Genomic DNA, 22,175 nt, shown 5'->3' with positions numbered 1-22,175 from the left:
TATTGCTGCTTCATCTCGACCCTGCCGCCATGATCGAATTCCAGCACGTCTTCAAATCGTACGGGCGCGGCCGCAACATCCTGGCCGACATCAACTTCCGCGTCAGCGCCGGCGAATTCATCTTCGTGTCAGGCGCCTCGGGCGCCGGCAAATCCACATTGCTCAAATTGATCGGCGGGCTGGAGCCCGCCAGCCGCGGCTCCATCCAGGTCAACGGCCAGCGGCTCGACAAGCTGCCGGCGCGCGCGCGCCCTTACTTGCGCCGCGCCGTCGGCGTCATCCTGCAGGACACCCATCTGCTGTACGACCGCAGCGCGCTGCAGAACGTCATGCTGCCGCTGGCGGTGACCGGCCAGTCGCCCGACTCGGCTGGCGCCCGCGCGCGCGCCGCGCTCGACAAGGTCGGCCTGGCGGGCAAGGAAGACATGAACCCCATCGAGCTGTCCGGCGGCGAACAGCAGCGGCTGGCGATCGCGCGCGCCATCGTGAACCGGCCCGCCATCCTGATCGCGGATGAGCCCACCGCCAACCTGGACCACGACACCGCCCGGCGCATCCTGAATGTGTTCCGCGACTTCAACCGCGTCGGGGTCACCACCCTGATCGCCTCGCACGACGAACAACTGCTGTCGCAGTACGCCACGCGCACGCTGCGGCTGGAACCGGGCAAGTTCCACGACTCGGGAGCCCAAGCATGAGATCCTGGCTACGACAGCACCGCTACGCGCTGACCGTCACCCTGCGCCGGCTGGCCAAGCAGCCGTTTTCGTCGCTGGCCAACCTGCTGGTCATGGCCCTGGCCCTGGCCTTGCCGCTGCTGGGCGGCGCCATCCTCGTGTCGGCCCAGCCGGTGGCGCGGCAGGTGTCGGTCACGCCGGAACTGACCCTGTTCCTGCAGACCGCCGCGCCCGCAGGGGCGGCGGCCGAGATCGCGCGCCGCATCGGCGCCGAGTACGCCGGCCAGGTGCAAGCCGTGCGCGTGGTGCCGCGCGACGACGCGCTGGCCGCGCTGCGCCAGGACCCGACCTGGGAACAGGCGCTGGCCGTGCTGCCAGGCAACCCGCTGCCCGACGCAGTGGTCGCCACGCTCACCGAAGGCGACAACCTGGCCGGCCGCGCCGACCAGCTCGCCCAGGCCTGGCGCCAATGGGAGCACGTCGACCAGGTGCAGCTCGACAGCGCCTGGGTGCAGCGGCTGGAAGCCATTCTGCGCTTCGCGCGCGTCGGCCTGGTGTTCCTGGCCGCCTGCGTGGCCGCCGTGGTGCTGGCCGCCGTTTTCAACACGGTACGCATGCAGGCCATGCTGCAGCGCGAGGAAATCGCCGTGGCGCGGCTGGTGGGGGCCACCGAATCGTTCGTGCGGCGCCCGTTCCTGTACCTGGGCGCCCTGTCCGGCGCGCTGGCGGCCGTGCTGGCCATCGGCGCGGCCGCGCTGGCGCTGGCGCCGCTGAACGACGCCCTGCTGGGGCTGGCGCGCAGCTACGGGGCGGACTTCGCCCTGCGCCTGCCGGCGCTGCCGGTGCTGGCCGCGGCGGTGCTGGGTACCAGCATCCTGGGTGCCCTGGCGGCGCGCTGGTCAGTCACGCGCAATACGCGCTTTTAAGGCCGTTAATAGCCCGAAAGGAAAAGGCCGGCGCCCGCTACAGTGCGTCATCGCACGGCGCCGGCCTCGCTAAGAATTGGGGACAATTCCCGGGCAGGCGCGGCCCCGGCCCGCCGCCGGGGACCGTCGGCCGTGCCATGGCATTGCCAAATTAGAAAAATTTAGTTACACAAGATGTTTGCCCCGATCCCTCCGGCCGGGCACTGAAGTCATCCCCGCTTCGTTGCCCGCGCCCTCTTCGCGTGTTCCTATGTCCTCTCGCCCCGATGCCCGCGCAACGCGTCACTATTTTGATAGCGCGTTCCATTGCGCCGCGGTCAAGGTGCTGCCCAATGAGTACTACGTGACCCGCGACGACATCATGATCTCGACCGTGCTGGGATCCTGCGTGGCGGCCTGTATCCGCGATCCGCGCGCCGGCGTCGGGGGCATGAACCACTTCATGCTGCCCGAGGGCGACACCGAATCCCCCGCATCGGCCACCATGCGCTACGGCGCGTTCGCCATGGAAGTGCTGGTCAACGAACTGCTCAAGGCAGGCGCGGCGCGCGAACGCCTGGAGGCCAAGGTATTCGGCGGCGGCGCGGTGCTGAGCGCCATGCAGCAGCTCAATATCGGCGAGCGCAATGCGCGCTTCGTGCTGAACTACCTGAAGACGGAAGGCATCCCGGTGCTGGCCCAGGACCTGGGCGACGTCCACGCGCGGCGCATCGGTTATTTCCCGCGCGACGGACGGGTCATGGTGCGCCGGCTGGCGCCGCACCACCACAAGGCCGAGGCGCTGATCGCGCAGCGCGAGCAGGCGGCGGCCCAGACGGCGCAGGCGGCGGCCCACAAGCCGACCCGCGTAGAACGGTTCGGCGCGCCCCGCTTCGAGCGCTTCAGCCGCCCCGGCGCCACGGCGGGCTGAGCCCGCCGCGCCCCGGCCGGTGCGTTCTAGGCCGCGCGGGTCCCGATCGGCACCACGCTCGCGCTGAACCCGCCCAGCAATTCCGCCCGGCGGACGGCGGCCCGCTGCATGGCGGCTTCCTTGACGTGGCCATAGCCGCGGATCGTGTCCGGCAGGCTGGCCAGCGCCACCGCGCGGTCCAGGTTGGCGCGCGTGAGCTTGGGCAGGATCGCCAGCAGGTCGCTGCGGTAGGTTTCGATCAGTGCGCGCTCGGCCCGCCGCTCGGCGGTATGGCCGAACACGTCCAGCGGCGTACCGCGCAGGAAGCGCAGGCGCGCCAGCACACGGAACAGCTTGAGGACCCCTGGCCCGTAGGCGCGCTTGATCAGCTGGCCCTGGGCATCGCGGCGGGCCAGCAGGGGCGGCGCCAGGTGCAGGCGCAGCTTCCAGTCGCCCTCGAACTGGGCGTCGACCTGCCGCAGGAATTCTCCGTCGGTGTACAGGCGCGCCACTTCGTACTCGTCCTTGTAGGCCATCAGCTTGAAGTAATAGCGCGCCACCGCGGCGGCCAGCCGCGTGGTACCGGTGGCGGCCTGCTCGGCCCGCGCCACCTGCTCGACCAGCTCGCGGTAGCGCGCCGCATACGCGGCGTTCTGGTAGGCGGTGAGGAACTCGCTGCGCACCGCCACCAGTGCATCGACCTCGCCGGCGGGACGCCGCATGTCCAGCACGGCCGCGCCGGCCTGCCCGCGCCTCACCTCGACGAAGCCATCGTCCTGCGGCGCGGCGGCGCGGCCGGCCAGGCGCTGCACCTCGGCCAGGTCGTGGGCGGCGCGCCGGCCCCAGGCGAAGGCGGCCAGGTTGCTGGCCACCTGCTGCCCATTGAGTTCGATGGCGCGCCGCAACGCCGCTTCGCCCAGCGGCAGCCAGCCTTTCTGGTAGACATAGCCCAGCATCAGCGGATTGGCATAGATGGCGTCGCCCAGCAGGCCCAGCGCCAGCGCGGCGGCATCGACCGCGTCCATTCCGCCCTCGCCGCAGGCGGCGCGCAGGTCGGCCTGCAGGTCGGCGCCGGGCAGGCGCCAGTCCGGATCCTGGACGAACGCGGCGGTGGGCGCCACGTCGCTGTTGAGCAGCAGCCGCGTGCGGCCGGCGCGCATGCGCGCCACCGATTCCTGGCTGGCGGCCACCACCAGGTCGCCCGCCAGCACCAGGTCGGCCTCGCCCATGGCCACCCGCGTATTCAGCAAGTCATCGGGCGCCTGCGTCAGCATCACGTGCGAGAACACCGCGCCGCCCTTCTGCGCCAGCCCCGCCATGTCGAGCACGGAACAACCCTTGCCTTCCAGGTGGGCGGCCATGCCGAGCAATTGCCCGATGGTGACCACCCCCGTACCGCCCACGCCGGCAATGAACACGCCATACGGCTGCGCCAGGCCCGGCAGCGGCGGTTGCGGCAGGCCGCCATCGATATCGCCTTCTTGCGCCAGCGCCTTCGGCTTGCGCAAGGCGCCGCCTTCGACGGTGACCAGGCTGGGGCAGAAGCCCTTCAGGCAGGAATAGTCCTTGTTGCAGCTGGACTGGTTGATGGTGCGCTTGCGGCCGAACTCGGTCTCGAGCGGCTCGACCGACAGGCAATGCGATTGCTCGGAACAGTCGCCGCACCCCTCGCAGACCCGCTCGTTGATGACCACCCGGCGCGCCGGATCGGGGTACGCATTGCGCTTGCGGCGGCGCCGCTTCTCGGTGGCGCAGGTCTGGTCGTAGACCAGGGCCGAAACACCGGGATGTTCGCGCAGTTCGCGCATGACGGCGTCCAGCTCGTCGCGATGGCGGACCGGCACGCCAGGCGCCAGGTTGGCGATGCCCCGGTACTTGTCCGGCTCGTCGGTGACGATGACGATTTTCTCGACGCCCTCGGCCGCCACCTGGCGGGTGATCATCGGCACGTCGATCGGCCCGTCCACCGGCTGGCCGCCGGTCATGGCCACCGCGTCGTTGAACAGGATCTTGTAGGTGATGGGCGCCTTGGCCGCCACCGCCGCGCGAATGGCCAGCAGGCCGGAGTGATAGTAGGTGCCGTCGCCCAGGTTGGCGAATACGTGCTTTTCGTCGGTGAACGGCGCCTGTCCCAGCCAGGGCACGCCCTCGCCGCCCATCTGGGTATAGGCCTGGGTGTTGCGGCCCATCCAGGTCACCATGTAGTGGCAACCAATGCCGGCCATGCCGCGCGAGCCTTCGGGCACGCGGGTCGAGGTATTGTGCGGACAGCCCGAACAGAACCACGGCTTGCGCTCGGCGGTGACGCGCGGCCTGGCCAGCGCCCGTTCGCGCGCCTCGATGAAGGCCAGGCGCGCCTCGATGCCGGCGCGCACGTCGTCGGGCAGCGCGAAGCGCAGCAGCCGCGCACCCACCGCCTTGGCCACCATGGCGGGCGAGAACTCATAGTGCGCCGGCAGCAGCCAGTTGCCTTGCGGCACCGACCATTCGCCGCCATCCTTGTCGTCGAACTTGCCCACCACGCGCGGAATCTTCTTGCCCGTGCCGATCCAGCTGAACAATTCTTCCTTCAACTGGTATTCGAGCACCTGGCGCTTTTCCTCGACCACCAGGATCTCGTCCAGCCCTTCGGCGAACTGCTGCATGCCGGTCGATTCCAGCGGCCACACCATGCCCACCTTGAACAGGCGCAGGCCGATGCGGCGGCATACGGGCTCGGTCAGGCCCAGGTCGGCCAGGGCCTGGCGGGTATCCAGGTAGGCCTTGCCGGAAGTCATGATGCCGAAGCGCGCCTCGCCATTGGGCACGCGCCACAACTCGCGGTTGAGCCGGTTGGCACGCGCGTAGGCCAGCGCGGCATACAGCTTGTAGTCGAGCAGGCGGGCCTCTTGCTGCAGGGGCGTGTCGGGCAGGCGGATGTTGAGCCCGTCGGGCGGCAGCTGGAAGTCGTCCGGCAGCACGATCTGCACGCGCTCGGGGTCGACTTCGACCGAGGCGGACACTTCGACGATATCGGTGATGCACTTCATGCCGGCCCAGACGCCGGCGTAGCGGCTCATGGCCCAGCCGTGCAGGCCGTAGTCCAGCACTTCCTGCACGCTGGCCGGGAACAGCACCGGGATCATGCAGGCTTTCAGGATGTGGTCGCTCTGGTGCGGCAGGGTGGACGACTTGGCGGGGTGGTCGTCGCCCGCCACCACCAGCACGCCGCCGTGCGGCGAGGTGCCGGCGGCGTTGGCGTGCTTGAAGACGTCGCCGCAACGGTCCACGCCCGGCCCCTTGCCGTACCACATGCCGAACACGCCATCGTAGCGCGCGCCGGGAAACAGGTTGACCTGCTGCGAGCCCCACACGGCGGTGGCGGCCAGGTCTTCATTGATGCCCGGCTGGAACTCGATGTGGTGCGCCTTCAGGTATTTGGCGGCCTTCCACATGTTCAGGTCGACCCCGCCCAGCGGCGAGCCGCGGTACCCCGAAATGAAGCCGGCGGTGTTGCGCCCGGCGCGCTGGTCGCGCACGCGCTGCATCATGGGCAGGCGCACCAGCGCATGGATGCCGCTCATCCAGGCGCGGCCGGTTTCCAGGGTGTATTTGTCGTCCAGCTGGACGGATTCGAGCGCCGCGCGCTGCGCGGGCGTGAGAGGGGCATTCATGTCTACTCCGAGGGTCCAGGAATGCCCGGGCAGGCTGCGCGCGCCGGCTCTCGTGAAGCGGGGGGCGGGCCGGTCCGGGCGGGGTGCCTTTGTGCTTTGTTCTGATCCAGGTTGTACCCGGGCCGGCAGGTTGGCGCAATAGGGCGTGAGGGTAGACGGGGTGGAGGCGCGGCTGGCAGCATCTCATCCAGGTGTCAGACACCCGGGGGAGACAGTCCGGAATTTGCCTGACTTTCTCGTGGGTGTCTGACACCTCATGGGCTTGGCATCTGCAGGCGGTGACACGGCGCGCCATGCTGGGGCTGGTGGAGTTCCGTGGCGTCCGGGCGGGTGGGGGCGGCGAGTTGGACGGCGGGGCAGCCTGCGCAGCAGGCCGAGGGCGCCTGGTGTTGCGCCCGAGCCCGACGGACGTCGCCGACGCCGCCCGCCCGGACGCCGCGGAACGGGGCAAGAACAGATCCCGTCCACGCCCAGACTCAATCCCAACAAGTGCGTCAACCATGACGACATGGCAATGCGATAATCCCCCATCATGGATTTCGCTCCCCGCATCGTCGCCTGGCAGGCCGGCCACGGCCGTCATGGCCTGCCCTGGCAGCGCACGCAAGACCCCTACCGGATCTGGCTGTCGGAAATCATGCTGCAGCAGACCCAGGTAGCCACCGTCATCCCGTACTACCAGCGCTTCCTCGAACGCTTTCCCGACGTGGCCACCCTGGCGGCCGCCAGCCAGGAAGATGTCATGCCCTACTGGGCCGGGCTGGGCTACTACGCGCGCGCCCGCAACCTGCACCGCTGCGCGCAGGCGGTCGTGCGCGACTGGGGCGGACGCTTCCCCCCCAGTGCCGAACAAATCGCCACCCTGCCCGGCATCGGGCGCTCCACCGCCGCCGCCATCGCGGCCTTCGCCTACGGCGAGCGCTCGCCCATCCTGGACGGCAACGTCAAGCGGGTGTTCACCCGGCATTTCGGCATCGACGGCGACCCGGCGCGACGCGACGTCGAGCAGCGGCTGTGGGCCCTGGCCGAGGCGCAGGTCGCCGCCGCCCCCGGCCTGGACATGGCCGCCTACACCCAGGGCCTGATGGACCTGGGCGCCACCTTGTGCACGCGCGGCAAGCCCGACTGCGCGCGCTGCCCGGTGGCCGGCACCTGTATCGCGCGGCGCGACGGCCGCCAGGCGGAACTGCCCAGCCCCAAGGCGCGCAAGGCCGTCCCCGAACGCCAGACCGGCATGCTGGTATTGCAGCGCGACGGCGCCATCCTGCTGCAACAGCGGCCCGCCCCCGGCATCTGGGGCGGGCTCTGGAGCCTGCCCGAATTCGACGCCGGCGGCGACCCGACGCAGGCATCGCGCCGGCTCGGCCTGGAACCGCTGCAACGCTACGAGCTGGCCGCCTTCGCGCATACGTTCACGCACTACCGCCTGCACATCAAGCCCTGGTACCTGCCGGTGAAACCGGCCGCCGCGCTGGCCGAGCCCGCCCTGCCCCAGCGCTGGGCCAGCGCCGCCGAACTGCCCGGCCTGGCGCTGCCGGCGCCCATCCGCAAATTGCTGGACGGCCTGCTGGCGGCGGGCCTGCCGGAATGAGCCTGCGTGGAATCATGCCGACAGTCTGACTTCGGCAACTACGCATAGACCGGCGACGCGGCCAAGCCTATCCTGCGTCCATGGAACCCCCGCGCAAGAAAGCCTGCCCCATGCAAACTCGCGTCAACACGCTGGAGCACAACGTCGCGCTCATCCGCCAGGACCTGGCGGTCGTGCTGTCGAACTACACCACCAAGGCCGATCTGCACCACGAGATCAACAAACTGCACCACGAGATCGGCAAGCTCACCTGGAAGGTCATCGCCTGGACCACGGGCATCTGCACCCTGCTGACCAGCGCCGTCTATGTCATCACCCGCGTGGGCGGGTAGGCGCGCGCCTCAGGCATCGCCGGCCGCGCCGCCCTCCAGCAGCATCACCAGCTTCAGGTCCGGATGCGTGGCCAGCCGGAAGGTCGTCTGCTGGTAGGCCAGCCGGCCGCGGCGCGGGTGCTGGAACTCCCGCAAGCCTCCCTCGCGCTCCACCACGGCATGGCGCGTCCACCAATGGGCGAACACCTCGCTGTCGCGGTTCAGCTCGTCGAGCAGCGCCAGCACATCCGGCTCGTCCAAGTGCGCTCCCGCGTCGGCGCGGAATTCCGCCACCACCCGGCGCGCGCGCTGGTCCCAGTCCACCACCAGTTGCCGCGCCGCCGGGTCCAGGAAGATATAGCGCAGCAGGTTGGGCCGCGGGTCGCGCACCGGCCAGTCGTCGAACAGGTCGCGCATGGGGGCGTTGTACACCAGCACGTTCCAGGCCCGGTCCAGCACATAGGCCGGGGTCGCGATGACATCCACGCATTCGCGCAGCAGGCCGGGCGCCTCGCTCGCGTCGTCGCGCGGATGCCGGGGGTCGGCGCACTCGGCCAGCTCGAACAGATACGCCCGTTCCGCGCGCGCCAGTTGCAGCACGCCGGCAATGCGCGCCCACACCGCGGGCGACACCGACACCTCGCGGCCCTGCTCGATCCACGTATACCAGGTGACGCTGATGCCGCACAGCTGGGCCACCTCTTCGCGCCGCAAGCCCGGCGTGCGGCGCCGCATGCCTTCAGGCAGGCCGGCCATCTGCGGCGTAATGCGCGCGCGGGCTGCGCGCACGAACTCGCCGAGCGCTTGGCGGCGCCGTGCCGAACTCTCGTGGACGGCCCCTTGGCCGGCTTGGGGGGAAGCATTCATACCAGGATAAGCAATGGTCTTGTACGCGTATATCAGGTTGCCTATCTTACTCCCGGCACGCTGTGCCGCGGCCGCCGGCGGCCGTTTCCCTCGCTAACAGGACCAACCATGAACTCACCCGTTTCCCATGACCAGGCGGTGGACCGCCAGTTCGGCCCGCGCGCCGCCGCCTACCTGAGCAGCGCGGTCCATGCGCAAGGCGCGGACCTGGAACAGTTCGCCGCGCTGGCGCGCGAGCATGCCGGCGCGCGCGTGCTCGACCTGGGCTGTGGCGGCGGACACGTGAGCTTCCAGGTGGCGCCGCACGTGGCGCACGTGACGGCCTACGACCTGTCGCAAGCGATGCTGGACGTGGTGGCGGCCGAAGCCGCGCGGCGCGGGCTCGGCAACCTGGCCACGTGCCGCGGCAAGGCCGAGCGCCTGCCATTCGCCGACGGCGAATTCGACCTGGTGCTGTGCCGCTACTCCACGCACCACTGGCAGGACCCGGGCCTGGCGCTGCGCGAAGCGCGGCGCGTGCTCAAGCCGGGCGGCGTCGCCGCCTTCGCCGATGTGGTGTCGCCGGGAGAACCGCTGCTCGATACCTGGCTGCAGGCCCTGGAAGTGCTGCGCGACAGTTCGCACGTGCGCAACTACTCGGTGGCCGAATGGCTGCGCCTGCTGGCCGAGTCCGGCTTCGTGCTGCGCGGCTGCACCCCGCGCCGCATCACGCTGGATTTCGCCGCGTGGGTCGAACGCATGCGCACGCCGGCCCCGCTGGTGGCGGCGCTGCGCCATATGCTGGCCCATGCGCCGGAACCCGTGCACCGCCACTATGCGATCGCGGCGGACGGCTCGTTCAGCAGCGACACCGCCACCCTGGTAGCGCGGCGCGACTGAGCCGGACCACCGCGCGGCCGGCGCGCCTGCGCGCCGGCCGCCGTCGGTCATCCGAGGCTGGATGCCAGCGTGCGGCGCACGTCTTCCTCGCTGCGGCCGCTGCGCGCGACGTAGTCGGCCAACTGGTCGGCGCCGATGGTGCCGACGTTGAAGTACTGCGATTGCGGGTGGCTGAAATAGAAACCCGACACGCTGGATGCGGGGTACATCGCGTAGCTGTCGGTCAGGGCCATGCCGATGTCGTCGCCATCCAGCACGCGGAACAGGTCGCGCTTGACCACGTGTTCCGGGCAGGCCGGATAGCCCGGCGCGGGCCGGATGCCTGTGTATTTCTCGGCGATCATGTCGTCGTTGGACAAGGCCTCGTCCGGCGCATAGCCCCACAGGTCCTGGCGGACCCGCGCGTGCAGGCATTCGGCGAACGCCTCGGCCAGGCGGTCCGCCATGGCCTTGAGCATGATGCTGGAATAGTCGTCCAGCGCGGCCTGGAACTCGGCCTCTTTCTTTTCGATGCCCAGGCCGGCTGTCACCGCGAACATGCCGATGTAGTCCGCCACCCCGCTCGACTTGGGCGCGATGAAGTCGGCCAGGCACTTGTTGCTGACGCCCTCGCGCTTGGCGCCCTGCTGGCGCAGGTTGCGATAGGTGAACAGCACTTCGCTGCGCGACTCGTCGGTGTAGACCTCGATGTCTTCGTCATTGACGGTATTGGCGGGATAGAACGCCACCGCGCCATTGGCGGTCAGCCAGCGGCCGTCGATGATGCGCTTGAGCATGGCCTGCCCGTCGGCATAGACCTTTTGCGCCTGTTCGCCCACCACCTTGTCCTCCAGGATGGCGGGAAACTGCCCGAACAGGCTCCAGGTCTGGAAGAACGGCGTCCAGTCCAGGTACTTGGCGATCTCGGCCAGGTCGTAGCTCTTGAAGGCGCGGCGGCCGATGAACTTGGGGCGCGGCGGCGTATAGGCGGACCAGTCGATCTGCGGACGCGCCGCGCGCGCCTCGGCCAGCGAAATCAGCGGCGTGGCCTTGCGGTTGGCGTGACGCCGCCGCACTTCTTCGTATTCCTGCGCCACTTCGTCTATATAAGCCTGCGCCTGGTCCGACACCAGGCTGGCGGCCACCCCGACCGCCCGGCTGGCGTCCGGCGTATAGATGACCGGCCCTTCGTAATTCGGCGCGATCTTGACGGCCGTGTGCACGCGGCTGGTGGTGGCGCCGCCGATCATGAGCGGGATCTTGCGTTCGCGGAAATACGGGTCGCGCTGCATTTCCGAAGCCACGTAGGCCATTTCCTCGAGGCTGGGCGTGATCAGGCCCGACAGGCCGACGATATCGGCCTGCTCTTCCTTGGCTTTTTCGAGGATCTGCGCACAGGGCACCATCACGCCCATGTTCACCACCTCGAAGTTGTTGCATTGCAGGACCACCGAGACGATGTTCTTGCCGATATCGTGCACGTCGCCCTTGACGGTGGCGATGACCATCTTGCCCTTGGCGCGCACGTCGCCGCCGGCGGCGGCGATCTGGCGCTTTTCTTCTTCGATGAAGGGGATCAGGTGGGCCACCGCCTGCTTCATGACGCGCGCCGACTTCACCACCTGCGGCAGGAACATCTTGCCGGCGCCGAACAGGTCGCCCACGATGTTCATGCCGTCCATCAGCGGACCCTCGATCACTTCGATGGGGCGGCCGCCGCGCGCGGCGATCTTCTGGCGCACTTCCTCGGTGTCTTCGACGATGAAGGTGGTGATGCCATGCACGAGCGCGTGCGACAGGCGGTCCTCGACCGGGCCGGCGCGCCAGGCCAGGTCTTCTTCCTTCTTGGCGCCCGCGCCCTTGACGCTGTCGGCGAATTGCACCAGGCGCTCGGTGGGGCTGCGGTCGTCGGCGGCGTCCTGCCGGCCGACCGGCTCGGCCCGGTCCAGGATGACGTCCTCGACCAGGTCGCGCAGCTGCGGCGCCAGGTCGGCGTACACGCCCAGCTGCCCGGCGTTAACGATGCCCATCGTCAGGCCTTCGCGGATGGCGTAATACAGGAACACCGTATGGATGGCCTCGCGCATGGGCTCGTTGCCGCGGAACGAGAAGCTGACGTTCGAGATGCCGCCCGAGATGCGCGCGTGCGGCAGGTTCTGGCGGATCCAGCGCGTGCCCTCGATGAAGTCCATCGCATAATGGTTGTGCTCGTCGATGCCGGTCGCGACGGCGAACACGTTGGGGTCGAAGATGATGTCCTCGGGCGGGAACTGTTCCTGCTCGACCAGTATCTTGTAGGCGCGCCCGCAGATTTCCCGGCGGCGCGCCAGCGTGTCCGCCTGGCCCTGCTCGTCGAAGGCCATCACCACCACCGCCGCGCCATAGCGGCGGCACAGGCGCGCATGCTCGCGGAAGGCCTGCTCGCCTTCCTTCATGGAAATCGAGTTCACCACGGGCTTGCCTTGCACGCACTTCAGGCCGGCCTCGATCACTTCCCACTTGGAGCTGTCGATCATGATCGGCACGCGCGCGATGTCGGGCTCGGAGGCGATCAGGTTGAGGAAACGGCGCATGCAGGCCACCGAATCCAGCATGGCCTCGTCCATGTTGATGTCGATGATCTGCGCGCCGTTCTCCACCTGCTGGCGGGCCACGGCCAGGGCCTCGTCGTATTTTTCCTCGCGGATCAGGCGCGCGAACATCTTGCTGCCGGTGACGTTGGTACGCTCGCCGACGTTGACGAACAGCGATTCCTCGTCGATGTTGAGCGGCTCCAGGCCCGACAGGCGCGTCTTGACCGGGACCTCGGGCACCACGCGCGGCGCCAGCCCGGCAACCTTGGCGGCAATGGCGCGGATGTGATCGGGCGTGGTGCCGCAGCAGCCGCCCGACATGTTCACCAGGCCGGCGCGCGCGAACTCTTCCAGCAGGCTGGAGGTATCGGCCGGGGTTTCGTCGAAACCGGTCTCGGCCATGGGGTTGGGCAGGCCGGCATTCGGATACACGCAAACGTAGGTGTCGCAGAGCTTGGCCAGCTCGGCCACGTAGGGGCGCATCAGGGCCGCGCCCAGCGCGCAGTTCAGGCCGATGGTGATGGGCCGCGCATGGCGCACCGAATTCCAGAACGCCTCGACCGTCTGGCCCGACAGGATGCGGCCCGAGGCGTCGGTGACGGTGCCGGAGATCATGACCGGCAGCCGCTCGCCGCGCTCTTCGAACACCGACTCGACCGCGAAGATGGCGGCCTTGGCGTTCAGCGTATCGAAGATGGTCTCGATCAGCACGATGTCGATGCCGCCGTCGAGCAGGCCGTTGAGCTGCTCGATATAGGCGTCGCGCAATTCATCGAAAGTGATGTTGCGCGCCCCGGGGTCGTTGACGTCGGGCGAAATGGATGCGGTCTTGGGCTGCGGCCCCAGGGCGCCGGCCGCGAAGCGCGGCCGGTCGGGCGTGCTGTAGGCGTCGCAGGCGGCGCGCGCCAGGCGCGCCGAGGCCAGGTTCAGTTCGTAGGCCAGCTCCGGCAGGTCGTAGTCGGCCTGCGCCACCGAGGTGGCGCCGAAGGTGTTGGTCTCGATGACGTCGGCGCCGGCCTCGAGGTACTGGCGATGGATCTCGTCGATGATGTCGGGCCGCACCAGCGACAGCAGCTCGTTGTCGCCCTTCAGGTCCTTGCCGTGGCCGGCGAAGCGCTCGCCGCGGAAATCGGCCTCGCCCAGCTTGTAGCGCTGGATCATCGTACCCATGGCGCCGTCGAGGATCAGGATGCGTTCGCCCAGCAGGCGGGCAAAGTCGCCGCCACGGGTGTACGACGATGGCGGATAGGGCAGGCGGGGATACGGCACGGCGAGTCTCGGAAATGTGGCGAAAAGGCAAAAAACGCCCGAAAACCAACGCTTGATGGTAACAAAATGGATCGCCGCCCGCCGGCGGATGATACAGTTCCGCCCCGAACTGGTGCTTCCGGCGCAGCCTGCGCGCGGAAGGTAAACGGGAAACAGGAAGGCGCCGCGCGCCCAGCCTGTGCTGCCCCCGCAACGGTCCCCATGCCGCGCCCTGCGCTGCATGGCAGCCCGATACCGGCCGGTTCGCCCACCGGGGACGCGCCTGGCGCGCCCCCATACCGAGAACGACGTGCGGGGTCGCGCGTCACACCGAGGTTCGCCGATGAAATCCCCCCTCCTCCGGCGCACGGCCGGCATGCTGGCTTGCGCCGTGCCCGCTCTGGCCGCCGCCCAGCAAGATCCGGCCGCCGCCGCCGTCCCGCAGCTCGACACGGTCACCATCACCGCCTCGCGAGTGCCCACCGAGGCCCGCGACCAGCCGGTCCAGGTATCGGTGCTGACCGCGGAGCAGATCCGCACCAGCAGCGCCGTCACGGTGCAGGAGCTGCTCTCCGGCCAGGCCGGCATCCATGTCATCAACAGCACCGGCGCGGCCGAGCAGGCTTCGGTCGACATCCGCGGCTTCGGCCTGACGGGTCCGAGCAACACGCTGGTGCTGATCGACGGCGTGCCGCAGAACAACAATGACCTGTCGGCGCCCTCGCTGGGCACCGTGCCGCTGGAGCGCATCGAGCGCATCGAGATCGTGCGCGGCAGCGGCTCGGTGCAATACGGCGGGGGCGCCACCGGCGGCGTCATCAACATCATCACCAAGCGCGGCGGCGCCGCCGGCAAGCCCGTCTCGGCCAGCGTGACTGGCACGGTGGGCAGCTACGGCCTGCACCAGCTCGACGCGGCCATCGGCCTGCAGAACGAGCGCGTCACCGTGGATGTCTACGGCCAGACCCTGCGCGCCGACAACTACCGTGACAACAACCGGGAAAGCCGCGACAGCGGCGGCGTGGGCATCGGCCTGCACCACGACAGCGGCTCGGTGCGCCTGTATGCGCGCACCACGCGCCAGAAGCTGGGGCTGCCCGGCCCGCGCCGGGTCGACCCGGCCACCGGCCTGGACGAATACGAGGACGACCCGCGCGGCACTTCCACCCCCGACGACTTCATCAGGACCCAGACCGACGCCTTCGGCGTGCAGGTCGAGCAGCGGCTGGGCGCCGGCACGCTGTACGCCGACCTGGGTCAGCGCGACAAGTCGCTGACCGGCTTCAGCGGCAGCGCCTTCGGCGACACCACGCGCAGCCAGGACCTGGACGAGACCACGGGCAGCCTGCGCTATCACTTGCCCGTGGCGCAGCGGCACGCCCTGGTCGTGGGCGTGGACATGCGCGACAGCGACCTGGACGCCACCAATGAATATTCGTTCTCGCCCGTGGGCGACCGCTGGAAAGCGCAGCAGCGCCAGCACGGCGTCTTCGCCGAAGCGCAAATCCAGGCCACCGACAGCACCCGCGTGACGCTGGGCGGCCGGCGGCAGTACGCCCGCGACCAGCTCGAGACCCTGGCGGGCTTCAGCGGCAATTCTGACGAGACGCGCCACCTGGGCGCCTGGCAACTGGCGCTGCGCCAGGAAATGGGCGGCGGCTTCAGCGCCTATGGCAAGGTCGGGCGCAGTTTCCGCCTGGCCAATTCCGATGAGCTGCTGTACGTGGCCACCCCGCTCAAGCCGCAGACCTCCACCGACAAGGAACTGGGCATCCTGTGGCAATCGCACGCCTCCAGCGCGCGGCTGGCGTGGTTCCGCTACGATCTGACCAACGAGATCCAGTACAACCCGGTGACGTTCTCCAACACCAACCTGGAGCCGACCCGGCGCCAGGGCGTCGAGCTGGAAGGCCGCCACACCTTGACGCGCTCGCTGACGCTGGACGCCAATGTGACCTGGCTGCAAGCCGAATTCCGCTCCGGCACCTACGGCGGCGTGGACCTGGCCGGCAAGACGGTGCCGCTGGTGCCCAAGTGGATGGCCAACCTGGGCGCCACGTGGCGGCCCGACGACCGGCTGTTCGTCAGCGTGGCGGCCCAGTATGTCGGCAAGGCCCGCATGGACAACGACCAGGCCAATGAGTTCGATACCCGCCTCGACGACTACGTGCTGGTCAACGGCAAGATCGGCTACGCCTTCACCGAGCATGTGTCCGGCACCCTGGCGGTCAACAACCTGTTCGATCGCGAGTACGCCACGTATGGCATCCGCTCCGGCAGCACGGGTCCGACCGGCGCGTACAACCTGTATCCCGCGGCCGGCCGCAACGTGCAGGCCGCGCTGACCATCCGCTATTGATACGCATGCGCCCCACCCCCGCACCGCAGTCCGCGGCGACAATCTCGCTCACCGCCAGGTGTCTGACACCCGGCGGGTGTCAGACACCGAAGTCCGCAGCGGCTGCCTCGATCACCGGCTCGGCCGCCAGGTGTCTGACACCCCAAGGGTGTCAGACACCGAAGTCTGCAGCCGCTGCCTCGATCGCTGGCCGCGTGGCGGGACGGCGGCGCTGGCTGGCGGCGGCGCTGGCCTGCGCCGCGGCTGCCGCGCAGGCGGCGGACGGCCCCATCACCGTGCGCGACGACCAGGGCCGCCACGTGACACTGCAGGCCCCGGCGCGGCGCGCCATCAGCACCGCGCCGCACGCCACCGAGCTGGCCTACGCGGCCGGCGCCGGCGGCTACCTGGCCGGCACCGTGCTCGGCAGCGACTATCCGCCAGCAGCCCGCGCCCTGCCGTCCATCGGCGACAGCCTGCGGCCGAGCCTGGAACGCGCCGTGGCGCTGCGGCCCGACCTGCTGATCGCCTGGCAGCCCGCCGTGCCGGAACCGCTGCCCGACCTGATGCGGCGCCTGGGCGTGCCGGTTTACTACAGCGATCCGCGCACACTGGCCGCCGTGGCGGATTCGGTGGAAACGCTCGGCCGGCTGTTCGGCACCGAAGACCGGGCCGCGCCCGCCGCGGCCGCCCTGCGCGCGCGCCTGGCGGCGCTGCAGGCGCGCTATGCGGGACGCCAGCCGGTGCGGGTGTTCATCCAGGCCGGCCTGCAGCCCCTCTATACCCTGAACGGCGCCAGCATCGTCAGCGATGCGGTGCGCCTGTGCGGCGGCGTCAACGTATTCGCCGACGCGCCCGTGCTGGCCCCGCAAGTGTCGCTGGAAAGCGTGCTGGCGGCGCGGCCGCAGGCCGTGGTGGCGGGCACGCTCGGCCCGGCCGATGCCGAGGCCAGCCGGCGCGCCTGGCGCGGGCACGGCCTGCCGGCGGCGGCGCCGGGGCGCGTGATCAGCCTCGATGCCGACCTGCTGTACCGGCCCGGCCCGCGCCTGGTGGATGCCGCCGAACAGCTTTGCGCGGCGCTGGACCAGGCGCGGCGCTGACGCCGGCCGCGGCCCCCCCCCCGCGCGCGACGCGAAACGCCAAATCCGGAACGGCGCGCCCCGCGCCGGGCGCGGCGATCTGGCATACTGCGCCGTGCCCATGCGCCCGTGCCGTCGGCCGCCGCCGCGTGCTTTATCATGAAGATATCGCCGGCCGCGCCGCGCGCGGCCGGCGCCTCCTCTTATTTGCAAGCACCGCCATGACTTCTCCAGATACCCTGACCATCGCTGGCCGCGAATACCAGTCGCGCCTGCTGGTGGGCACCGGCAAGTACAAAGATTTCGAGCAGACCCGCGCCGCGCTGGACGCCAGCGGCACGCAGATCGTCACGGTCGCCATCCGCCGCACCAATATCGGCCAGAATCCCGGCGAGCCGAGCCTGCTCGACTACGTCCCGCCTTCGCAATTCACCCTGCTGCCCAACACGGCCGGCTGCTACACGGCCGACGACGCCGTGCGCACGCTGCGCCTGGCGCGCGAACTGCTCGACGGCCACGACCTGGTCAAGCTCGAGGTCCTGGGCGACTCGCACACGCTGTTCCCCAACATGCCCGAAACCCTGCGGGCCGCCAAGACACTGGTCGACGACGGCTTCAAGGTCATGGTCTATTGCACCGACGACCCGATCCAGTGCCGCATGCTGGAAGACCTGGGCGTGGTGGCCGTCATGCCGCTGGCTTCGCTGATCGGCTCGGGCATGGGCATCCTCAACCCCTGGAACCTGCGCCTGATCATCGACCAGGCGCGCGTGCCGGTGCTGGTCGACGCCGGCGTGGGCACCGCCTCCGATGCCGCCATCGCCATGGAACTAGGCTGCGACGGGGTGTTGATGAACACCGCGATCGCCGGCGCGCAAGACCCGATCCTGATGGCCAGCGCCATGAAAAAAGCGGTCGAGGCAGGCCGCGAGGCCTACCGCGCCGGCCGCATGCCGCGCAAGCTGTACAGCGGCGCGCCCAGCTCGCCCACCGAAGGCCTGATCACCGCCGCCGCCCGATGAACGCCCCGCACCGGGCCGGCAGCGAGCGGCCCATTCCCAATGCGTTGAGCATCGCCGGTGTCGATCCCTCCGGCGGCGCCGGCGTGCTGGCCGACGTCAAGGCCATGAGCGCGCTGGGCGCCTACGGCTGCGCGGTCATCGCCGCGCTCACCGCCCAGAACACCCAGGGCGTCACCGGCATCGCCCCGGTCCCCCCGGCCTTCGTCGGCCAGCAGATCGACACGCTGTTCGCCGATGTGCGCATCGACGCGGTCAAGATCGGCATGCTGGGCCAGCAGCCGGTCACCGTGGTGGTGGCCGAGAAGCTGGCCCGCTGGCAGCCGCCGCACGTGGTGCTGGACCCGGTCATGGTGGCCAAGAGCGGCGACCTGCTGCTCGAGCGCGACGCCGTGGGGGCGCTGCGCGAGGCGCTGGTGCCGCAGGCCACCCTGCTGACCCCCAACCTGCCCGAAGCGGGCGTGCTGCTCGGCGAGCGTCCGGTCGAGACCCTCAAGGAAATGCGCCGGGTGGCCGAACGCCTGCGCAACCAGATGGCCCACGCCGGGCACCGCTGGGTCATGCTCAAGGGGGGCCACCTGCCGGGCAACGACACGATCGACCTGCTGCACGACGGCGACCGCATGATCGAACTGCCGGGCCAGCGCATCGAAACCCGCAACACCCACGGCACCGGCTGCACGCTGTCGGCCGCGCTGGCCGCCCTGCTGCCCCAGGCCGCCGACGTGCCGGAAGCGGCGCGCCGCGCCAAGGCCTACCTGGCCGAGGCGCTGCGCCACGCCGACCGCCTGCAGGTGGGCTCGGGCCACGGCCCCGCCCATCACTTCCACGCCTGGTGGTAAGCCTGGTCCTATCCGGGGACGCCACCGCGCAGAAATGCTACGAATCAGTACAATGTCCGGTTGGTTCTTCCTGATTTCCTCTTTGCCGTCATGAACGCTTCGACCCTGCCCGACGTAGAAAAAGCCCGTTTCAACATGGTGGAGCAGCAAATCCGCCCCTGGGAGGTGCTCGACCAAAAGGTGCTCGACGCCCTGTTCGCGGTGCGCCGCGAACAATTCGTGCCGCCGGCGATGCGCGCGCTGGCGTTCTCCGACCTGGAAATCCCGCTGGAAATCAATGCCGTCGACACCCGCCAGAACATGCTGGCGCCCAAGGTCGAGGCCCGCCTGGCCCAGGAACTGCAGCTCACCCCCACCGACTGCGTGCTCGAGATCGGCACCGGCTCGGGCTACCAGGCCGCGCTGCTGGCCCACCTGGCCCAGCAGGTCACCTCGGTCGAGATCGACAACCGCCTGGTGGCGTTCGCGCAGCAGAACCTGCAGATGAACAACGTCACCAACGTCAAGGTCGAGACCGGCGACGGCCGCAACGGCTGGGGCACCACCGAATACGACGCCATCCTGGTCACCGGCTCGGTGCCCGTCGTGCCCGATGCCCTCAAGTACCAGTTGCGCGTCGGCGGCCGCCTGGTCGTCATCGTGGGCCAGGCCCCCATCATGACCGCCTGTCGCATCACCCGCACCACCGCCGCCAGCTTCGAAACCGTCAATCTGTTCGAAACGGTCGTCAAACCGCTGCGCGGCGCCACGGTGTCGCAGTTCAGGTTCTGACCTGGCTGGCATGCGCGCCAGACCACTTGCGGCTACGCTGGTCCTGGCGCTGGGGGCCTGGTGCGCCGCGGCGGCCCAGGCCCAGGACCTGGTGCAGATCTGGCGCGACGCCCTCGCCAAGGACCCCACCTACGCCGCCGCGCGCGCGTCCTATCGCGCCTCCATCGAGCAACTGCCCCAGGCCCGCGCCGGCCTGCTGCCGGCCGTCAGCGCCGAACTCGGCGGCCGGTACGAAGAAACCCGCGCCACGCGCAGCTTCTCGTCGCGCAGCCGCGACGGCACCCGCGGCACCTGGGACCTGGTCCTGACCCAGCCCCTGTACGACTGGTCGCGCTGGCAGCAGTACGAGCAGGCCAAGCTGGGGGTAGCCGATGCCGAACTGCAGTTGCAACAGGCCTACCAGGACCTGATCCTGCGCGTGGCCGACGCCTATTTCAATGTGCTGGCCGCCCAGGACACCCTGACCGCCACCGAAGGCGAAAAAGCCGCCGTGGCCGCGCAGCTCGAATCCGCCAAGCGCAACTTCGAGCTCGGCAACGCCACCATCGCCGACACCTACGAAGCGCAGTCGCGCTACGACCTGGTGGTCGCCCAGGCGCTGCTGCAGGAAAACACCCTGGTCGTGCTGCGCGACCAGCTCGCCAAGATCATCGGCGAACCGCCCGGCGCGCTGGCCGAACTGCCGCGCGACTTGCCCCTGCCGCCGCCGCAGCCGGCCCGCCTGAGCGACTGGGCCACCCAGGCCGAGGCCGCCAGCCTGGAAGTGGCGCGGGCGCAATTGCAGACCCGCATCGCCTCGCGCGACATCCAGATCGCCCGCAGCGGCCACTACCCCACCCTGAGCCTGCGCGCCACCAGCGGCAACGCCGATGGCAACAACCGCGACAGCGCGGGCGGCCGGGCGGTCGACAACACAATCGGGCTGGTCTTGTCCGTGCCGATCTATTCCGGCGGCGGGGTCTCCTCCCAGGTAACAGAAAAAGTCCAGCTCGAACAAAAAGCGCGCAAGGACTACGAAGCCGCGCGCCGGCAGGCGGTGCAGTCGGCGCGCCAGTACTACACCGGCGTGGTGGCCGGGCTGGCGCGCATCCGCGCGCTGGAGGCCGGCGAGCAATCCAGCCGCGCGGCGGTCCAGGCCAACCAGACCGGCTACGAACTCGGCGTGCGGATCAACCTGGACGTGCTCAATGCGCAGCAGCAGCTGTACGCCACCCAGCGCGACCTGGCGCAGGCGCGCTACCGCACCCTGCTCGACGGGCTGCGGCTCAAGGCGGCCGGCGGCATCCTGGCCGAGGCCGACCTGGAGGCCATCAACCGGCTGTTGCGGCTGCCGGACTAACCGCGGATTTTCTTCACCAGCGTCGTCGTGGAACGCTGGAATTCGAACGGTATGGCCACGGCGCGGCCGCCCCAGCTCTTGACCAGGGCGGTTTCCGGCAGGGTTTCCATGTCGTAGTCGCCGCCCTTGACGATCAGGTCGGGACGCAGTTCGCCGATGATTTCCACCGGCGTGTCTTCGTGGAACATGGTGACCGCGCTGACGCAGCCCAGCGCCGCCAGCAGCGCGGCGCGGTCGTCCTGGCCGTTGAGCGGCCGGTCGGCGCCCTTGCCCAGGCGGCGCACCGAATCGTCGGTATTGATGGCCACTACCAGCGTGGCGCCCAACTGCGCGGCCTGGTCCAGGTAGGTGGCATGGCCACGATGCAGGATGTCGAAGACCCCATTGGTGAACACCAGCGGCCGGGGCAGCTTGCCCTGGGCAATGGCGACGGCGACGGCGTCGCGGGACAGGATTTTGGATTCGAAGCGGGCGGCGGGCATGTGCCGGATTGTACGTCCCCCGCGCGGCGCGCGGCTTGACACACGCGCGGCGCGGCGGCTACAGTTTGGGAACGATCATTCCAAAATAGCTTTCGCCATGCGCCCCAAGGATTTCGAACCCGACGACGTGGCCGACGCCGCTCTGCAGGTATTCTGGCAGCGCGGCTATGCGGCGACATCGGTGCAAGACCTGGTCGAGGGCACCGGCCTGGCGCGCAGCAGCCTGTACAACGCCTTCGACAGCAAGCACGGCCTGTACCAGCGCGCCCTGCAGCGCTACCAGGCGTTCACGGCGGCCAATGTCGCCCTGCTGGCCGGGCCCGGCCCCGTCAAGGACCGCATCCGCCAACTGCTAGCGCGTATCGTCGAGGACGAACTCGGCAACCCGCTGCGGCGCGGCTGCATGGCGGTCAATGCGGCGATCGAGCTGGCCGGCCGCGACGAAGCAGTGGCGGAACTGACCGGCCAGAATTTCCAGCGCCTGGAAAACGCACTGGAAGCGGCGCTGCGCGAGGGCCAGCAAAGCGGCGAGATCGCCGCCCGCCAGGCGCCCCGCGCGCTCGCCAGTTTCCTGCTGTGCACCATCCAGGGCCTGCGGGTGCTGGGCAAGGGCAGCGCGCGCCGCCACCGGCGCCAGCGCCTGCACGATATCGTCGAGGTCGCCATGAGCAATCTGTAATGGCAGGCCCGCCGCGCCGTTGGGCGCGTTTCT

The 22,175-nt window shown here is 69.6% G+C and carries 17 protein-coding genes and 1 riboswitch; of the genes, 13 read left to right on the top strand and 4 right to left on the bottom strand.

All coding sequences use genetic code 11. The annotated features are described in order from the left end of the window. Positions 1–29: 29 nt before the first annotated feature. The 3 genes from ACKTT0_RS11460 (at position 30) to cheD (ending at position 2,513) form a co-directional block, all read left to right on the top strand. Positions 30–698 (top strand): cell division ATP-binding protein FtsE, encoded by a 669-nt coding sequence (locus ACKTT0_RS11460; protein WP_407850026.1) that lies wholly within the window; start codon positions 30–32, stop codon positions 696–698. Further along, complete coding sequence (locus ACKTT0_RS11455; RefSeq protein ID WP_407850025.1) at positions 695–1,603, top strand: cell division protein FtsX; 909 nt, start codon at positions 695–697, stop codon at positions 1,601–1,603. Before ACKTT0_RS11460 ends, ACKTT0_RS11455 begins: the two co-directional genes overlap by 4 nt. A 250-nt stretch (positions 1,604–1,853) precedes the next feature. Further along, the gene (gene cheD, locus ACKTT0_RS11450; protein ID WP_407850024.1) at positions 1,854–2,513 is read left to right on the top strand and encodes a chemoreceptor glutamine deamidase CheD; all 660 of its coding nucleotides are present in this window, start codon (positions 1,854–1,856) and stop codon (positions 2,511–2,513) included. A 26-nt stretch (positions 2,514–2,539) separates the two neighbouring features. Here the strand turns inward: cheD and ACKTT0_RS11445 are convergent, their stop codons facing one another. Beyond that, entirely contained in the window at positions 2,540–6,145 is a 3,606-nt protein-coding gene (locus ACKTT0_RS11445; RefSeq protein ID WP_407850023.1) for an indolepyruvate ferredoxin oxidoreductase family protein, read from the bottom strand. Between the two features lie 532 nt (positions 6,146–6,677). Here ACKTT0_RS11445 and mutY point away from each other — a divergent pair. Both mutY and ACKTT0_RS11435 read left to right on the top strand, forming a co-directional pair. After that, positions 6,678–7,736 carry an A/G-specific adenine glycosylase gene (gene mutY, locus ACKTT0_RS11440; protein ID WP_407850022.1) on the top strand — a complete coding sequence of 353 codons (1,059 nt, stop codon included), beginning with the start codon at positions 6,678–6,680 and terminating at the stop codon, positions 7,734–7,736. 110 nt (positions 7,737–7,846) lie between these two features. Beyond that, positions 7,847–8,068, top strand: a complete 222-nt coding sequence (locus ACKTT0_RS11435) for a hypothetical protein (RefSeq protein ID WP_407850021.1) — start codon at positions 7,847–7,849, stop codon at positions 8,066–8,068. Positions 8,069–8,077: 9 nt separating this feature from the next. On the opposite strand, the gene ACKTT0_RS11430 is transcribed toward ACKTT0_RS11435, so the two are convergent. Then, positions 8,078–8,914: a helix-turn-helix transcriptional regulator gene (locus ACKTT0_RS11430; RefSeq protein ID WP_407850020.1), complete on the bottom strand. Its 837-nt coding sequence runs from the start codon at positions 8,912–8,914 to the stop codon at positions 8,078–8,080. Between the two features lie 108 nt (positions 8,915–9,022). Here ACKTT0_RS11430 and ACKTT0_RS11425 point away from each other — a divergent pair, with 108 nt between their 5' ends. Further along, positions 9,023–9,793, top strand: a complete 771-nt coding sequence (locus tag ACKTT0_RS11425; RefSeq protein ID WP_407850019.1) for a class I SAM-dependent methyltransferase — start codon at positions 9,023–9,025, stop codon at positions 9,791–9,793. Between the two features lie 47 nt (positions 9,794–9,840). Here the strand turns inward: ACKTT0_RS11425 and metH are convergent, their stop codons facing one another. Continuing rightward, positions 9,841–13,614, bottom strand: a complete 3,774-nt coding sequence (metH, locus tag ACKTT0_RS11420) for a methionine synthase (RefSeq protein ID WP_407850018.1) — start codon at positions 13,612–13,614, stop codon at positions 9,841–9,843. Between the two features lie 106 nt (positions 13,615–13,720). Then, positions 13,721–13,859, top strand: a riboswitch (cobalamin riboswitch). 77 nt (positions 13,860–13,936) lie between these two features. On the opposite strand from metH, the gene ACKTT0_RS11415 reads away from it, so the two are divergent. From ACKTT0_RS11415 to ACKTT0_RS11390, 6 genes are all read left to right on the top strand, one after another. Continuing rightward, positions 13,937–15,952 carry a TonB-dependent receptor gene (locus ACKTT0_RS11415; protein ID WP_407850017.1) on the top strand — a complete coding sequence of 672 codons (2,016 nt, stop codon included), beginning with the start codon at positions 13,937–13,939 and terminating at the stop codon, positions 15,950–15,952. A 194-nt stretch (positions 15,953–16,146) separates the two neighbouring features. Beyond that, positions 16,147–17,031 (top strand): ABC transporter substrate-binding protein, encoded by an 885-nt coding sequence (locus ACKTT0_RS11410; protein ID WP_407850016.1) that lies wholly within the window; start codon positions 16,147–16,149, stop codon positions 17,029–17,031. Positions 17,032–17,231: 200 nt separating this feature from the next. Then, positions 17,232–18,032 carry a thiazole synthase gene (locus ACKTT0_RS11405; protein WP_407850015.1) on the top strand — a complete coding sequence of 267 codons (801 nt, stop codon included), beginning with the start codon at positions 17,232–17,234 and terminating at the stop codon, positions 18,030–18,032. Beyond that, positions 18,029–18,871: a bifunctional hydroxymethylpyrimidine kinase/phosphomethylpyrimidine kinase gene (gene thiD, locus ACKTT0_RS11400; RefSeq protein WP_407850014.1), complete on the top strand. Its 843-nt coding sequence runs from the start codon at positions 18,029–18,031 to the stop codon at positions 18,869–18,871. The genes ACKTT0_RS11405 and thiD overlap by 4 nt, the downstream gene beginning before the upstream one ends. A 90-nt stretch (positions 18,872–18,961) precedes the next feature. After that, the gene (locus ACKTT0_RS11395) at positions 18,962–19,642 is read left to right on the top strand and encodes a protein-L-isoaspartate O-methyltransferase family protein (RefSeq protein ID WP_407850013.1); all 681 of its coding nucleotides are present in this window, start codon (positions 18,962–18,964) and stop codon (positions 19,640–19,642) included. A gap of 10 nt (positions 19,643–19,652) precedes the next feature. Beyond that, positions 19,653–20,981, top strand: coding sequence for a TolC family outer membrane protein (locus tag ACKTT0_RS11390; RefSeq protein WP_407850012.1), 1,329 nt, complete (start codon positions 19,653–19,655; stop codon positions 20,979–20,981). On the opposite strand, the gene ACKTT0_RS11385 is transcribed toward ACKTT0_RS11390, so the two are convergent. Then, on the bottom strand, positions 20,978–21,463 hold the full coding sequence (locus ACKTT0_RS11385; RefSeq protein ID WP_407850011.1) for an adenylyltransferase/cytidyltransferase family protein: 486 nt from the start codon (positions 21,461–21,463) through the stop codon (positions 20,978–20,980). The genes ACKTT0_RS11390 and ACKTT0_RS11385 overlap by 4 nt on opposite strands. A 97-nt stretch (positions 21,464–21,560) precedes the next feature. Here ACKTT0_RS11385 and ACKTT0_RS11380 point away from each other — a divergent pair, with 97 nt between their 5' ends. After that, positions 21,561–22,142 carry a TetR/AcrR family transcriptional regulator gene (locus tag ACKTT0_RS11380; RefSeq protein ID WP_407850010.1) on the top strand — a complete coding sequence of 194 codons (582 nt, stop codon included), beginning with the start codon at positions 21,561–21,563 and terminating at the stop codon, positions 22,140–22,142. Positions 22,143–22,175: the final 33 nt, after the last annotated feature.

Source organism: Bordetella saccharivorans (genome assembly GCF_045862855.1).
Taxonomy (GTDB): domain Bacteria; phylum Pseudomonadota; class Gammaproteobacteria; order Burkholderiales; family Burkholderiaceae_B; genus Bordetella_A; species Bordetella_A petrii_F.
The sequence above is the reverse complement of the archived record's forward strand: the minus strand, read 5'-3'. Positions and strand labels throughout refer to the sequence as shown.